Below are 15,779 nucleotides of genomic sequence, written 5' to 3' on the forward strand. Positions count from 1 at the left end.
AGCAACCAAGCCATTACCTCGAGAAGTGCCATGATCGTGATGACGAATCGCCAGCCAGGGCCAGTCGAACTGCGTGGCGCTTATGCTCGCCGTCCGCCACTCGTGTTGATCAACGGACTGGCCGAGCAGGCAGAAAGCTGGTTCGCGAACGTGGACTACTGGCGAACACACTTCGACGTGCATCAGCCGAATCTACTCGCCTACGAGGGAGCCTTGTTGCAGCGGCGCATCGATCAGGGACTGCCGATCACGGTACCCTTTTTTGTCGAGCAACTGCAGCGATACCTGGTCGAATTCGTCCAGGTAGCTCCGGTGTGCCTGGTGGCGAGCAGCATGGGAGCCAAGATCGCCGTCGAGTTCGCAGTGCGGCATCCGGAACATGTTGCGCGCATGGTCCTCCTGTGTCCGTCGGGCCTAAGCGTTGAAGAACGGCTACCGCTGGTCGAAGGGGTACGCCGCAATGACCCTCGATCGATCGTCGAAAGCGTGTTCTACGATGCGCGTCTGGTCGATGCTGGACTGTTGGATTATTACCGGGAGAAGTTTTCTTCACGGCGCTGGCAGCGCGGTGTACTGCGCACGGTACGCGGCACGATGGAGCACCGCGTTCGCGAGCTGATGCCGCGTGTCGTTCCGCCGACGCTCGTGGTAATCGGCGAAGAAGATCGGATCGTCGATCCGCGACAAACGCTCGAGGCAGCCAGCCGGTTGCCTCATGGTCGCGTGCAGGTGTTGCCGCGCTGTGGTCATGCGCCGCAGATGGAGCTGCCGCACGTGATCAATCCGCTGGTGACGGAGTTTCTCACCCAGCGCGGTGCCGCCGATGCGCCGCCGAGGGATTGTGCATTGGCGGAGAGCGTTCGATGAGCGTCTCGAAGTGGGGACAATGGGTCGATCGTGGGTTTGGCCAGTTTGCCCGTTGGCGGGCCAGGCAAGGCGATCGGCAGTCGCTTGCCGAGCAGCAGTCGCAGACCCTATTGCGTCTGGTTCGCCGAGCCCGATCGACGCGATTCGGCCGAGAACATGGCTTCGATCGCCTGCGGACGGTGCAGGACTACCGAGCCCAAGTCCCGTTACGTGAGTACGAAGATTTCTGGCGCGAGTATTGGCAGCCGTCGTTTCCATGCCTGACCGCTGCCACCTGGCCCGGCGTGGTGCCCTACCTGGCCCTTTCGTCGGGCACCACGAGCGGCACGACCAAGCACATTCCGGTCTCGCGCGACATGCTCGCCTCGAATCGCCGAGCGGCGCTCACGTCGCTCGCGTGGCTCAAGGCGGCGGATCCCTCCGTCTCGCTCTTTGCCGGACAGATGTTCTTGCTCGGAGGAAGTACCGATCTGAAGCCCGTCGCTGCGCCAGGATGTCGGTCGCAGGGCGCTCGAACGCGGTCGGGCGACCTGAGCGGCATCGCCGCGCGCGAGATCCCACGTCTCGCGCGCCCGTTCAGCTATCCCGCGCTCGATCTGGCGTTGATGTCCGATTGGGAACAGAAGCTGGAGTTGCTTGCAGAGGACAGCGTGCTCCGGCCGATCACGCTCGTCGGGGGCGTGCCTTCCTGGCTGCTCGTGCTGTTCGAGCGACTGTTGTCCATATCGGGTCGTAGCATCTTGGCCGAAGTCTGGCCGATGCTGCGGGTCATCGTACACGGTGGCACCCGGTTCGATCCCTATCGCGATTTGTTTCGCCAGGTCGTCGGTTCGGACCAGGTGCGATTTCTGGAAACGTACCCGGCGTCCGAAGGATTCGTTGCGGCAGAGGATCCACGCTATGGACAACTGCGTCTGATGACGGGTCACGGCATCTACTTCGAGTTCGTGCCCGTTAACGAGCTTGGTTCAGACCGGCCGACGCGGCATGCTGTGGCCGAAATCGTGCCCGGAGTGAATTACGCCGTCGTGCTTACCACCTGCGCCGGGCTGTGGAGCTATGTGCTGGGTGATACGGTGACGTTCGATGCAGTCGACCCGCCGCTCTTGCGTTTCACCGGGCGGACAAAACAGTTTCTCTCTGCGTTCGGCGAGCATTTGATTGGCGAAGAGGTGGAGCGTGCCATCGCTGCGGCCGCCACGGCTACGTCGGCCGCGGTGGTCGACTTTCATGTCGGTCCGGCTTTTCCTGCGCAGACCGGTGATGTCGGTCGCCATCGGTTCGTGATCGAGTTTGCACAGCCACCGCTCTCCGGTTCGAGCTTCGCTTCCGAACTCGATCGAGCACTATGTCGCGTCAACGAGGACTACGCCGCGCACCGCGAGGGCGATCTGACGTTGCTTGCGCCGGAGGTATGGGTGATGCCGCGCGGTGGGTTCGCCGAGTGGATGCGGTCGCGCGGTAAGCTCGGCGGCCAGCACAAAGTGCCCCGCCTCGACAACACCGGCCAACTGACCGCAGAGCTTTGCGCATGGCATGCCGGGTACACGCACAGCGATGCATCGGCGCGGGCTTCGACCGATCCCGCGCCGCTCGGTAACCTCAGCATCGCGGCCTGCATCTAAGCGCCGGGGCAGGGGCGTGCGACTCAGGGGGACTTGTGGCGCCGGCGCAAAAGCCGACACGCATGGTCTGTGTCGGGGTGCCGGAAACACGCGGCGTCAGCGTGCGTCAGAACGAGGTGTGGCGTGACTTGTCAGGAATTGGCCGACTTGCTGTCGGACTATCTCGCTGAGGACCTCTCACCCCACGCGCGAGCTGCTTTCGAGGCCCACTTGCAGACCTGTCCGGATTGCGCCCGCTACTTCGACTCGTTTCGCGAGGTGATGCAACTCGTCCGGCAGGCCGCTCGCGACCCGCTGCTGAGTCGGCACTCGCGCCACCGGGCGCGCTGGTGAAAGCAATCCTCGCGGCGCGGCCAACCGGCGGCACTGGGCCGCACTGCAAGCGTCCTACCGCGGCAATTCCGCCTGCTGCGTAACCGCCGCACGCCCGCGACATCCAAGTGATATGTCAGGAGCTCGACCAACATGACCGACCCAGCAAACGATCAAGTCGCCACCATGGCCATGCCTGGCTGTCCCGTGGTGCAGCGCCTCAAAGGGCAGAAGGCGTTAGTCACCGGGGCCAGCTCGGGCATTGGCAAAGGCATTGCGATCGCGCTGGGCCGGGCCGGAGCCGACGTGGTCGTCAACCATCGTTCGGGAAACGTCGACGACCTCCTCGACGAAATCGAACGCTGTGGCAGCCGCGCTTATGCTCATCGCGCCGACGTGTCGCAAGAAGAGCAGGTGCGCGAGATGTTCGAGCGCATGCGCCAGGAGTTCGGCACGATCGACATCCTGGTCAACAATGCCGGCTTGCAACAAGACGCGCCGCTTCACGAGATGACCCTGGAGCAGTGGAACGGTGTGATCTCCGTCAACCTGACGGGGCAATTCCTTTGTGCGCGCGAGGCGGTACGCGAATTTCGCCGCCGTGGCCTACGCCCTGAAGTGTCGTGCGCGGCCGGCAAGATCCTGTGCATCAGCTCTGTCCACGAGGTCATTCCCTGGGCCGGGCACATCAATTACGCCGCCAGCAAGGGAGGCGTCATGATGATGATGAAATCGATCGCTCAGGAGGTGGCACCGCACCGCATTCGCGTGAATAGCATCGCACCGGGGGCCATTCGCACGCCGATCAATCGCGACGCCTGGGATACGCCCGAGGCTTATCAGTCGTTGCTGCGGTTGATTCCCTACCAACGGATCGGTGAGGTCGACGATATCGGCCGCGTCGCCGCCTGGTTGGCGTCGGACGAGGCCGACTATATTCATGGCGCGACCATCTTCGTCGACGGCGGCATGACGCTCTATCCCGGCTTCGAAGCCGGAGGCTAGTGCCACGTCTGCGCGTTCACCTTGCCCAAGGGGGCCGATTCGCTTCGACCGATTGATGCAACAGGAGCCGCAGCGTGATGCAGGCCGTTCCGCCCACCACCGAACATGCTCGCCTGCGCGAGGCCGATTCCGGCGCCGCCAACTGGCGCCTGTGGGGACCGTATCTCTCCGAACGGCAATGGGGAACCGTCCGCGAAGACTACAGCGCGCAAGGCACGAGCTGGGATTACCTGCCGCACGATCATGCGCGCAGCCGAGCCTATCGTTGGGGCGAGGATGGTCTCGCCGGGATTTGCGACGACCAAGGCCGGCTGTGCCTGTCACTGGCCCTCTGGAACGGTCGCGATCCGATCCTGAAAGAACGCCTGTTCGGCTTGACGAATGGCGAAGGCAATCACGGCGAGGACGTAAAAGAGCTCTACTATTATCTCGACGCCACGCCGACTCATTCGTATTTGAAACTGCTGTACAAGTACCCGCAGGCCGAATTTCCCTACGCTCGATTGGTCGACGAGAACCGTCGCCGCGGCAAGCATGAACCCGAGTTCGAACTCCTCGACACCGGTCTGTTTGACGACGATCGTTACTTCGACGTGTTCGTCGAGTACGCGAAGGCCGGCCCCGAAGATCTGTTGATGCAGATCACGATCCACAATCGCGGGCCCGAGGCGGCCACGCTGCACGTGCTGCCGCAACTGTATTTCCGCAACACCTGGTCTTGGAAGCGTACGGCCGCGGCACGGCCGTGTCTCAAGGCAGTCGCGGGCGATCGCCTGGTCGTTCAGCATCGGCGGCTGGGGGACTACCAGCTTTATGCCCCGGGGGCCCTGGAACTGATCTTCTGCGAAAACGAGACGAACTCGCGCCGGCTGTTCTGCGCCGATGCCGCCGGCGGCCCTTTCAAGGATGGTTTCCACGAATACCTGGTGGAGGGCCAGCGTGACGCCGTTAATCCGGCGCGTCACGGTACCAAGGCAGCTGCTCGCTACGAGCTGTACGTACCTGCCGGCGGTGAGCATATCATTCGCGTGCAGTTGGCAGGTACGGCGAAAGCAGCAGCCGACGATTTCAAGGGCGTGTTCGACCAGCGCCGGCGCGAGGCGGACGAATTCTATGCGCATTTGCAGGCGGATGTCGCCGACCCCGATGCGCGTCGCATCCAGCGTCAGGCCCTCGCTGGCATGATCTGGAGCAAACAGTTTTTCTATTTCGATGTGCGCGAGTGGCTCCAGGGCGATCCCGCGCAACCGGCGCCACCGCAGCAGCGCCGCCACGGCCGCAACTCGGAGTGGGGTCATCTGAACAACGCCGACATCATTTCCATGCCCGACAAGTGGGAGTATCCCTGGTATGCCGCCTGGGACCTGGCGTTTCACTGCATCCCGCTGGCGATGGTCGATGCCGAGTTTGCCAAACAGCAACTCGTACTACTCACGCGCGAATGGTACATGCACCCCAACGGGCAGTTGCCGGCCTACGAATGGGCGTTCGGCGACGTCAACCCGCCGGTCCATGCCTGGGCCACGTGGCGCGTGTTCCAGATGGACCGCAAGCAGCGCGGCGATTGCGGCGACTTGGAATTCCTGGAACGCGTGCTCCACAAGCTGATGCTGAACTTCACGTGGTGGGTCAACCGCAAGGACGCGCAAGGCCGCAACGTCTTTCAGGGTGGCTTCCTCGGGCTGGACAACATCGGCGTCTTCGATCGCAGTGCGCCGCTGCCCACGGGCGGACAGATCAATCAATCGGACGGCACCGCCTGGATGGCCATGTACTCGCTGAACCTGATGCGCATCGCCTTGGAGCTTGCGCTGCACAATCGAGTCTACGAGGACATCGCGACCAAGTTCTTCGAACATTTTTTGCACATTGCCGAGGCCATGACGAGCGAGTGCGGCCAAGGGCACGGATTGTGGGACGATACAGACCAGTTCTACTACGACAAATTGGTCCTGCCCGACGGAGAGCAAGTCACCCTCCGCGTCCGCTCGCTGGTCGGGCTGATCCCGCTCTGCGCCGTGGAGACGATCGAGCCCGAGCTGCTCGATCGACTGCCGGGCTTCAAGCGGCGATTGCACTGGCTGCTCAAGCACCGGCCAGAACAGGCGTCGCTCGTTTCGCGTTGGGAGGAGCCCGGCCTGGGCGAACGACGGCTGCTCTCGCTGCTGAGGGGCAGCCGCATGAAAAAGCTGCTGCGGCGCATGCTCGACGAAACCGAGTTCCTGTCCGATTACGGCGTGCGTGCCATCTCGCGCCGGCACTTGGATCAGCCCTATGTGTTTCAATGCGGCGATGTGCGCCTGGATGTCAGGTACCAGCCGGCCGAGAGCGATTCGGGACTCTTCGGCGGCAACTCGAATTGGCGCGGGCCGATCTGGTTCCCGATCAACTACTTGCTGATCGAATCGCTGCAGAAGTTTCACCACTACTACGGCGACGACTTCCAGATCGAATGTCCCACCGGTTCAGGCCAGCATCTGACGATCGAGGGGGTGGCCGCGGAGCTGTCGCGGCGCTTGACCAGGATCTTCCGCCGCGGCGACGATGGCACGCGCCCGGTGTTGGGCCAGCACGCCAAGCTCCAGCACGACCCGCATTTCCGCGATTACCTGTTGTTCTACGAATATTTCGATGGCGACAACGGCCGCGGCGTCGGCGCGGCACATCAAACGGGCTGGACCGGCTTGATCGCCAAGCTGCTGCACCCGCGGCGACCAGCCGAACCGAGCGCGGTTGCGCACGCTGGGAACGAAACCGTCAAGCAACTTCAAGCCACTGAAGCCTCGTCATGAGCCTGGCGCCCGATTCCACCGCAGCGAACGCGTCGCCCGAGCGCGATGCCTATCGTCTTCAATGCATGGAGATCTGGGGTGGCAATGCCGCCGCCGTGCGAGAGCTGAAAGCACCCGGCCTCGATCTCTGGCTCAGCAGTGTGCCCTACCGGCAGGCCACCAGCGGCGGCGACGTGCACTATGTCTCGCTCTGTGGTGGCGGAGTCATCACGCGCATCATCCTGGCCGATGTTTCAGGGCACGGAGCCGTCGTCGCCGAGTTGGCCAAATCGCTGCGAGACTTGATGCGCGCGAACATCAATCGCAAGAGCCAGTCGCGATTGGTCCGCGAATTGAACCGCCAGTTTGTCGAGCTGGCACAATGGCAACGGTTCGCCACCGCCATCGTGGCTACGTACCTTGCCGACCGCGATACGCTGACGATATGCAACGCGGGGCACCCGCGGCCGCTCTGGTTTCGCGCCGCCACCGGGCTGTGGTATCCGGTCGATACCGACCTGAATTCCCACGCGCAAAACTTGACGAACCTGCCCTGGGGGATCGACGAAACGACCGACTATCCCCAAGTCGTCTTGCGGCTCGAACCGGGAGATCGCGTGCTGTTCTATACCGACGCGCTCGTCGAAGCGACGAGCCCCGCCGGGAATCAACTCGGCGAAGCGGGGCTGCTGCAACTGTTGGACGAACTCGCCCCGCAGCCGACCCACAAGCTGGTGGGAAAAATCGAGGAGCGCGTGCAGGGGCACCGCGCCAACCAACCGGCCGATGACGATACCACCATGCTCCTGTTGGAGCACAACGCATCGCCCCCCGGTCGCCTGTCACTCGGCGAAAAGCTGAACGTGTACGCCAAGGTTTTTGGGCTCAAGCGAGTGTGAGCGAAACGACCATGGGCCCGAGTTTGTGGCCCAGGACGTGACGCGTTGGCTCGATCAGGCCGCGGTGAAGACGCTGTTCATCGCCAAGGGCAGCCCGTGGGAAAACGGCTACGTCGAGAGTTTCAACAGCCGCTTTCGCGACGAGCTGTTGGATCGTGAATTGTTTTTTGAGCCTGGCGGATGCCCGCTGGTTCGTCGATCGCTGGCGGCTGGATTACAATCACCGCCGGCCGCACAGTGCGTTGGAGTACCAAACCCCGGCGGCGTTCGCCGCTCCGACCACCGCGAGGCGGCGGTGTCCGGCCGCTTCCGCTCCGAAGTTGACTTCGTCTACGCCTCAGCCAACTTCTCCGCTCCAGCAGCCCAGCGATTTACCATCTCCAGATTCCCGCATTCACGATGGTCCATAGATCGGGGGAAGGCCAGCTGTTCTCGGAATTCTTGGGCTACTACCACGGTTCGCGGACGCATCAAGGTCTGGACGGGGACTGTCCCGAGCATCGCAATGTGGCCCCGCCCGAACTCGGCCCGGTTGTCGGCGTCCCCTTGGTCGGCGGATTGCATCACCGCTACACCCGCACCGCAGCGTGAACGCCTGGCATGCGTTCCGTCGAGTTTCGAGTCGGGGTTCATGCTGCGCACTTCGCACATTCTCGCGAAAAAACCAGCCCTCTGTTCCCGGTTCATTCGAGCAAGCAGCGACTCAAGGTTTGCCCCTACCCGAAATCTCTCCTCCAAGACCCACTCGTCACCGCTCGGATGGCGCTTTCGGTAGGGACAACACTCCCTGTATCTGTGACAAGTGACAAGACACTCTGATCACCCTTCGGATGGAGTATTCGGTAGGGACAACACACCGTCGTCTAGCACATCAACAATAATTTCATACCCGATTGGAAACCTCCGCCACCACCGATCTCGCCAAGCTCCAATACGAACGGGATCGCTCAATGCAATCTTAAGCGAGCAATCAAAGCAGCGCCTTGAGTAGCTTAGGAGTGGCCCAAGCTCTGACCCCATAAGTCGCCAGCGCGAGTATTGCTTATCGAGTGGCAACATTAAGCAGACAGCTCCTTCGTGCAGCTCGCGGCGCCCGCCAGGGAAGGGCGCGCCGACGACCTTCAGTGCAGTAAGGACACCACGCTCTGTAAACTCTAAATGCCCATTTTGCGGAGATACAACTAGCTCGCCTGCAGGAAGCTCACCAAAGAGTGAGCGCGCCTGCAGACTCTCAATTGAACTGCTGTTCAAAGTTTCAAGGTATCCACGCTCTTGCAGGGCCAAAGCCGCGCCGTTCAGCTCTTCCATTGAACATGCTGGCGGCATTGAGACAGTTCGCGCGATCGCCGAGTGTCTAGCAGCTATTTCTGTAATAACTTCAATCGAATTGGACAACTGCCAGACTGTAGCGAGCACCCAATACTCCAGCCAATCGACTAAACACTGTTCGGTGTTCATCTGCATACGGGGAAAGAAACGGAAAGAAACGGGGACAGGTCCAATTTACGAATCCGAGATGCCTTGTCGCCTAATTCCATGTTGAGCGTGGCATGCCGAGGTGGCGGAAGTGGTTCAGCAGTTTGCATCGCAGGCTGGCTTCGGCGCGCTGGTTCGGGGCTTCTCGGTTTTTGAGTCGGTCGCCGAAGCTCGTCTTGAAGCGGGACATCGCCGTTTCGGAAAGAAACGGGGACAGGTCCAATTTACGAATCCGAGATGCCTTGTCGCCTAATTCCATGTTGAGCGTGGCATGCCGAGGTGGCGAAAGTGGTTCAGCAGTTTGCATCGCAGGCTGGCTTCGGCGCGCTGGTTCGGGGCTTCTCGGTTTTTGAGTCGGTCGCCGAAGCTCGTCTTGAAGCGGGACATCGCCGTTTCGGCCAGGCTGCGGCGGTGGTAACCAATCGACTTCTTCCACGCCTTGCGTCCATCGCGGCGAATCTGCCGAATGCACTCGTCGCGCGGCAGCGGATCGGCCGCGCTGTTGCTATGTTGCGCGATCTTCGCGTTGCTGCGCGGCGGGATGATCGTGTCGATGCCGCGCTGGTCGAGCGCCTCGTAGACTTTCCGCTGATCGTAGGCCCCGTCGCCGTAAAAGGTCCGCACCGGGCGATGGACCTGCTCGAGCAACGGCTCAACCTGATCGGCGTCGTGAACATCATTCTCGGTCAACGTCTGGGCCACAATCTCGTGCGTGTCCGGGTCGATCGCCAAGTGCAGCTTCCGCCAGGCGCGACGCTTACCGACGCCGTGCTGGCGGACTTTCCATTCGCCTTCACCGTAGATCTTCAGGCCCGTGCTGTCGACGACCACATCGAGCGGCCCGCGGACCTGAGAAACGTCGAGCGCGTGGCCCATTTTCGCGGCCCGCTTGGCCAGCGAGGTGAAGTCGGGGATCGTGATCTGGGCGCCCAACAACGTGGCCAGCGCGCGGCCCAGGCCCTCGGTCTGACGATAGGGCAGGCGGAACAGCTCGCGGAGGGCAAGCAAGCACTCGATGGCCCGATCGCTGTAGGTGAAGGGGCGGCCGTTCTTTTTCTCGGCATTGTCGTGCTCCCACTCGTCGAGCACGTCCTGGCTGAACCAGAAGGTCACGTCGCCGCGGCGAACCAGCGCTTCGTTGTATTCCCGCCAGTTGGTGATCCGATAAGTCGCCTTCCTCGCCTCATTCGGTTTGCTAGCGTCCACGGCAGCCATCGAATTCGCTCCTGCAAGAGACCAGAGACTCCATCCTGCAGCGAATTACGCAGCAAATTGAGCGGTTGCTCGACAAGGCCGTTAGAAGCGGCCAAAAGAACTTCTGCTCGACGTCGCTCTCGCTCTTTAGTCCTTTGATGTCTGTGAATAGATTCATTTCTGCAATCTCGTGGTGTCCGCGTAGATGGGAGCAGAAAGGTGGGAGGAACCTTTTTCGTCTGTTCGGGTCAAGGTGGCGAACGGCGGGCGGGTCTGACGTACGTCAAGGACGTTGGCATGGCGATCGAGGCCGGCGCTTCGTAGGACCAGGCCAATCGGCTGACGTGTGGCGCTGCGCCGCGCATACGACATCAACGTCGCCGGCAACCTGAGCTCGGACCGCCATGTCCATCAGAACGAAAAAGGGGACATTCTACTTCTTCAAGCAGAATGTCCCCTTCCGGTGTCGGGGCGACCGCCGATGGCGATTTCCGAACGACTCTGGTCAGTGCCAACTGTTTTGGCAGGCGATAGCGCAAACCCTGTGGCTGCCTGAGGATGCATTTGCTCGGTAGCTGCAAGGCTAAAGCACGCTGTTCGCTCTGTCGGCGCTGCCAGCCCCTCCGATCCAGACTTGATCCGGTCGGGAGGGTTTTGAATTGGCTATTGCGTCCAGTCTCGACGTCATTAAGTCGCGGGCGGGGGGGCCGGTCCGCGTCCTGGGGATCGCCCGGATCAGTACTGTCCATCAGGACGAACAAAGTCTCGACGATCAGGAAGCGCTGTACCGCCGGTGGTTGGAGGAGCACGGTGTCGCAAGGCACAAGCTCCGGATGCTCAAAAGCCGCGGCAGCGGCGAGCGCCTGGATCGTGCGGAGCTGAAACGGGCAAGACGCCTGATCAAGAACAACAAAGTCGACTTGGTCCTTGCCGAGGATCTTGGCCGAATCGTCCGACGAGTGCATGGCCACATCTTCTGCGAACTCTGCGAAGACCATGACACACGGCTAGTGGCGATCAACGACAATCTTGACACCGCCAACGAGAACTGGCGTTCGCACTCAATTTTCGCGGCCTTCCGCCACGAGCAATACAACGGCGACACAGCCAAGCGGATTCGGCGCACTCTGAACAATCGCTTTGATCAAGGAGGGGTGTTGCGAACGCCGATCTTCGGCATTGAGAAGCCACCAGGTGCGAAGCACGACTCCGAGCTCCGCAAATTCGATTGGGCTCAGCCCTATTACGACAGGCTGTTGGAAATGCTCGAGAACGACGCCTCGTTCGCAGAAGTGGCCGACTGGTTTCAGGCGAACGGTGCCCCACTGCCGCCCAGCGTCCGACTCAAGTCCTGGCACGCGTCGATGATCCAACGGATTGTATACAACCCGCTTATTTCCGGACTACGCGTGCGCAATCAAAAAAAGTCGAAACGTGTCAACCAGACAGGTCGCTACAAGTCCGTCAACGCAGCTCCTGAGGAGTTACGCGTACGGCATGTCCCGCATTTGGCGTTCATCGAGCCCGAGCGATACAAGCGTCTGATCGCCAAACTGAACGCCAGAAATGCTCGTTTTTCTCGCCGATATACGAGCGGCATCGATCCCCGGCTGGGACGTCCCAAAAAGCGCAGTCGCTGGCCAGGGCAGCATATCTACTGCGGCATCTGCGGGCGGATGTTCGTTTACTCTGGTGGGCGCGGTCAGGTGGGGCACTTGATGTGCCAGGGTGCGCGTGACCATAAGTGTTGGAACGGGCTAACGGTCCATGAAACACGGTCTCGCAATCAACTTCTGAAGGCGATTCTCGCAGAGGTGGAACAGCTTCCTGACTTTGATGCCGCCCTGCTCGCAAGCATTCAAGCCGAAGCCGAGTCACAGTGGCGTGAGCGCATGGCTGGGCTCGTTCACTTGCGTCAACTGCTGCTTCGGCTCGATGCTCAGGTTGCAAATGTCACTGAGGCCATCGCGACGATGGGCATGAGTCAGTCGCTACGCGACAAACTGTTTGCGTTAGAAGCCGAGCGCGCCGATGTTCAGAGTCGTCTTCGGGACACTGAGGTCCCTCGCCCGGCAATTCAACTGGACGCCGGCGAGATCCGTCGACTTGCGCGACAGTCCATGACCTCTTTGGCGGCGGAATCCTGGGAGTTTGCGCGGCTGATGCGAAAACTAATCTCTCGCATCGTCGTTTACCCGATGGGACTCTACGACCACAGCACGCTTGGCTTGAGGGCCGAGTTCGCACTGGAACTCGGCGATTTCGCCGCGAGCGGCGGTAACCTGCCCGAGGTCCAGGCAGAATTGCGCCGGCAAATCGTTGTTGAGCTGTTCGAGCGGCCTCAACGAGTCGCGCTACGCCAGCAGGTTGTCGACTTGCGGGCCAGTGGTATGCGTCAGCAAGACGTCGCTGCGACTCTCGGGATTACAGCTACGGCCGCACAACATGCTGCTGCGCTGGATCGAGGAATGAAAATTCTGGGACTCGACGATCCCTATGTTCTGCTGACGGTACCTCCTACCAATTCCAGGCGGCTGCGTCGTCACCTTCATCCCCGCTATCGCTTCGACCCTTTGCCCACGGTCCCGTGAACCGGGAGAATCTTAACCACAACTGTAGTGGCCGCGTCTCCGCCTGGGGGGCGCGGCCTTTTTTATTGGAGACTTGCTATTTCGCATCTCAGCTCGGACTCACAGTCTGAACATAAACGCAGAGCCGCCGCTACGTGGCGGCAACTGATCCGTTTGCTTGCTCGCCATATTCTCCGTGTCCAATCGTCTCAAGGTATTGAAACGGGCACACCCGAAGCAGCTCTTGAGACCCGCCAAAGGTCCCGTGCCCAGGGATGAACGGGCCTACCCGTGCGCGAAGCGTCCGCCGAAGGCGGATGCGGCGGCTGACGCCGTTTTTCGTCGTGCGACCTCTGGGCGGTGGTAAGCACCGCATGGAGGCAGTTCGCCTCCGTCACCTTCTGGTGACGCCTTTCTTCGGTGACATTCTTGCGGGTGTCCCGTGCGTTTTTTTCAAAGCGTCCGCAATTCCTTTTTTCCGGAGCTACTTCGATGACCCAAGCAGAGCTCGAGTGCGCCCTCGCCCGCCACACGGGCGAGTCTGTCGCCACAATCCGTCGCTAAGGATTCCAGCTGAACCTGGTACCTGTTCGTCCGCCGCTGGTCGTCGCGTGGGACGACCGTCCTGACATCCGGCCGATTCGCCGACCGGTCAAGCGGCGCCGCCGCGCTGCCCACTGATACTGACCGTCAGCCATTGGCGGATCGCCTTTTTGGTCTTGTGCCACCCGATTCCCTCAGGAGAACCTGTGTCTGCCCGTACCAAGCTCAACACCATCTACACGATCGCGTCGATCGTCTTTGCGGCCCTGATCGCGTCGGCCGCCGATTCCTGGTCGGTGTTCTTTGTAGCGATCTCGATTCTCATCGCCGCGCTGCTCTACGACGGCGACATCCGCCCCAAAGGCAGACAGCGCTAAGCCTGCCTTTCCTACAGAGCCTCCTCTGGCTCGTCCTTGTTCGATGTGTGGCTTACAGAAAGGAGCCATCCGTGTCCCACATTGTCACGATCAATACCCAAGTTCGCGATCGAGCGGCCGTAGAGGCGGCCGCTCGCCGCCTGCAACTCTCGCCACCCGCCGAAGAAACGGTGCGGCTGTTCAGTGGCACCGTCACCGGCCTGGCCTTGCGGCTGCCCGGCTGGAAGTTTCCGCTGGTCTGTGACTTGGCTGACGGTCAGCTCCACTTCGACAACTACGAAGGCCACTGGGGCAAGCGCCGCGAATTGGATCGCTTCCTGCAGGCCTACGCGGTCGAAAAGGCCCGGCTCGAGGCCCACCGCCGCGGACATCGGGTCTTCGAGCAGCCGTTGGCCGACGGTTCGATCAAGCTCACGATCCAGGTCGCCGGAGGAACCGCATGACGCACATCATCGAGATCCTCGTCTCGGCCGACGGTCAGTCGCGGCTGCAGACGCGCGGGTTCGCCGGAGAAAGCTGCCAGGAGGCCAGTCGGTTCCTGGAGGCGGCGCTGGGGCAGGTCGCAAGCGAGAACAAGACTGCCGAGTTTTATTTGCCGGCGCCGGCTCGAGCACGCCTCGAAGAACAGGCCGGTTGAGTGGCTGACCTTGTTGCAGCCACACGATTTCAGCGAACCGACGCCATACTTCCTTCCATCAGAAAGGAGGCTTGCCGATGGCCACGCTAGCCGAGCGTTTGGCCGACTACATCCGCGCCTGCTTCAGTGGCATCTGGATCGAGACGCACGAACAGGCCGATTGCCTGGCCGAGATTGCCGCGCTTTGCCGGCATGAGCACTGGCCGCTGGCCAGCTGGGACCTTGAGCGCGGTCTGCAGAGTGCCGGCCAGATAGACGCACCCGCGAACGACCCGCTAACAGCGATTCGCGCCGCTGCGGGCCTGGCAGCGCCCGAAGGGGCGGCCCTGCTGGTGCTGCACAATTTTCACCGGTTCTTGCAATCGCTGGAGATCGTCCAAGCCATGATCCACCAGCTGCAGGCGGGCAAGCAATCGCGCGTCTGCCTGGTGGTCCTGGCGCCGGTCGTGGCGATTCCCGTCGAGCTTGAAAAGCTATTCGTCGTGCTCGAGCATGCGCTCCCCGCGCGCGAACAGTTGGCCGAGATCGCCCGTTCGATTGCCACCGAAGCGCAAGAGCTGCCTACGGGCGATCAGTTCGATCGGGTGCTCGATGCGGCCTCGGGCCTGACACGGCTGGAGGCCGAAAGCGCCTTTGCGTTGTCGCTGGTGCGGCAGGGCCGGATCGAGCCAGCGGCGCTGTGGGAACTCAAGGCACAGCTTTTGAAGAAATCTGGCCTGCTGCGGCTGTATCGGGGCGAAGAGACGTTCGCCGACCTGGGTGGCTTGGAGGCCGTCAAAGAGTTCTGCACCCGTGCCCTGCGACCGGGAAGAAACCCCCGCGTGCGGCCACGTGGTGTGCTGCTCTTGAGTCCTCCCGGTTGCGGCAAGAGTCTGCTCTGCAAGGCACTGGGCCAGGAGGTCGGCCGGCCGACGCTGCTTTTGGATATTGGCGCCCTGATGGGCTCCCTGGTCGGTCAGACCGAACAGAACATTCGCCAAGCCTTGCGGCTGGCCGATGCCATGCAGCCGTGTGTGCTGTTCTGCGACGAGTTGGACAAAGGACTAGCGGGTGCCGCCAATTCGGGTCCGACCGACTCGGGTGTCGCCACCCGGTTGTTCGGGACGCTGTTGACCTATCTGAGTGATCACGAGTCGGACGTATTCTTCGTGGCCACGGCCAACTCGATCGCCCGGCTGCCGGCCGAGTTCACCCGCGCCGAACGGTTCGACGCGATCTACTTCCTCGATCTGCCCGGGGCCGCGCAGCGGCGCGCCATTTGGCAGTTGCACTTGAACAAGTTCGGTCTCGATCCCTCGCAGCCGCGGCCGATCGATGCCGATTGGACGGGCGCCGAGATTCACAGCTGCTGCCGTCTGGCGGCGCTCTTGGACGTTCCGCTGGTAGACGCTGCCCACAGAATCGTCCCGGTGGCCCGCACGGCGGCCGAGTCGATCCAGGAGCTGCGCCGCTGGGCAAGCGGGCGTTGTCTCGATGCCCAGGCGGGCGGCATCTATCAGGCGC

At 61.9% G+C, this 15,779-nt stretch carries 13 protein-coding genes; 12 read left to right on the top strand and 1 reads right to left on the bottom strand.

Annotation, left to right across the window (positions count from 1 at the left end; genetic code table 11):
* Window positions 1-30: 30 nt before the first annotated feature.
* The 7 genes from K1X74_06090 (at window position 31) to K1X74_06120 (ending at window position 8,254) form a co-directional block, all read left to right on the top strand.
* A complete protein-coding gene (locus K1X74_06090; GenBank protein ID MBX7165903.1) occupies window positions 31-867 on the top strand; it encodes an alpha/beta fold hydrolase in 837 nt (278 codons plus the stop codon).
* Window positions 864-2,492 (top strand): GH3 auxin-responsive promoter family protein, encoded by a 1,629-nt coding sequence (locus K1X74_06095; protein ID MBX7165904.1) that lies wholly within the window; start codon window positions 864-866, stop codon window positions 2,490-2,492. Before K1X74_06090 ends, K1X74_06095 begins: the two co-directional genes overlap by 4 nt.
* A 123-nt stretch (window positions 2,493-2,615) precedes the next feature.
* Window positions 2,616-2,825: a zf-HC2 domain-containing protein gene (locus tag K1X74_06100; protein ID MBX7165905.1), complete on the top strand. Its 210-nt coding sequence runs from the start codon at window positions 2,616-2,618 to the stop codon at window positions 2,823-2,825.
* Window positions 2,826-3,011: 186 nt separating this feature from the next.
* Complete coding sequence (locus K1X74_06105; GenBank protein MBX7165906.1) at window positions 3,012-3,809, top strand: SDR family oxidoreductase; 798 nt, start codon at window positions 3,012-3,014, stop codon at window positions 3,807-3,809.
* Between the two features lie 77 nt (window positions 3,810-3,886).
* Window positions 3,887-6,601, top strand: a complete 2,715-nt coding sequence (locus tag K1X74_06110; GenBank protein MBX7165907.1) for a glucosidase — start codon at window positions 3,887-3,889, stop codon at window positions 6,599-6,601.
* Window positions 6,598-7,479 (top strand): serine/threonine-protein phosphatase, encoded by an 882-nt coding sequence (locus K1X74_06115; protein MBX7165908.1) that lies wholly within the window; start codon window positions 6,598-6,600, stop codon window positions 7,477-7,479. Before K1X74_06110 ends, K1X74_06115 begins: the two co-directional genes overlap by 4 nt.
* A 64-nt stretch (window positions 7,480-7,543) precedes the next feature.
* On the top strand, window positions 7,544-8,254 hold the full coding sequence (locus K1X74_06120; protein MBX7165909.1) for a transposase: 711 nt from the start codon (window positions 7,544-7,546) through the stop codon (window positions 8,252-8,254).
* 950 nt (window positions 8,255-9,204) lie between these two features.
* Here K1X74_06120 and K1X74_06125 read toward each other — a convergent pair.
* Entirely contained in the window at window positions 9,205-10,170 is a 966-nt protein-coding gene (locus K1X74_06125; protein ID MBX7165910.1) for an IS5 family transposase, read from the bottom strand.
* 638 nt (window positions 10,171-10,808) lie between these two features.
* Here K1X74_06125 and K1X74_06130 point away from each other — a divergent pair.
* The 5 genes from K1X74_06130 to K1X74_06150 all read left to right on the top strand — a co-directional run.
* Window positions 10,809-12,740, top strand: a complete 1,932-nt coding sequence (locus K1X74_06130; protein MBX7165911.1) for a recombinase family protein — start codon at window positions 10,809-10,811, stop codon at window positions 12,738-12,740.
* 728 nt (window positions 12,741-13,468) lie between these two features.
* The gene (locus K1X74_06135; protein MBX7165912.1) at window positions 13,469-13,639 is read left to right on the top strand and encodes a hypothetical protein; all 171 of its coding nucleotides are present in this window, start codon (window positions 13,469-13,471) and stop codon (window positions 13,637-13,639) included.
* 71 nt (window positions 13,640-13,710) lie between these two features.
* A complete protein-coding gene (locus tag K1X74_06140; protein MBX7165913.1) occupies window positions 13,711-14,082 on the top strand; it encodes a DUF1257 domain-containing protein in 372 nt (123 codons plus the stop codon).
* Window positions 14,079-14,276, top strand: a complete 198-nt coding sequence (locus K1X74_06145) for a DUF2997 domain-containing protein (protein ID MBX7165914.1) — start codon at window positions 14,079-14,081, stop codon at window positions 14,274-14,276. Before K1X74_06140 ends, K1X74_06145 begins: the two co-directional genes overlap by 4 nt.
* Window positions 14,277-14,353: 77 nt before the next feature.
* Window positions 14,354-15,779: AAA family ATPase (locus tag K1X74_06150; protein ID MBX7165915.1), on the top strand; the 1,426-nt coding region annotated here is incomplete at its 3' end.

This window comes from Pirellulales bacterium, from assembly GCA_019694435.1.
GTDB lineage: Bacteria > Planctomycetota > Planctomycetia > Pirellulales > JAEUIK01 > JAIBBZ01.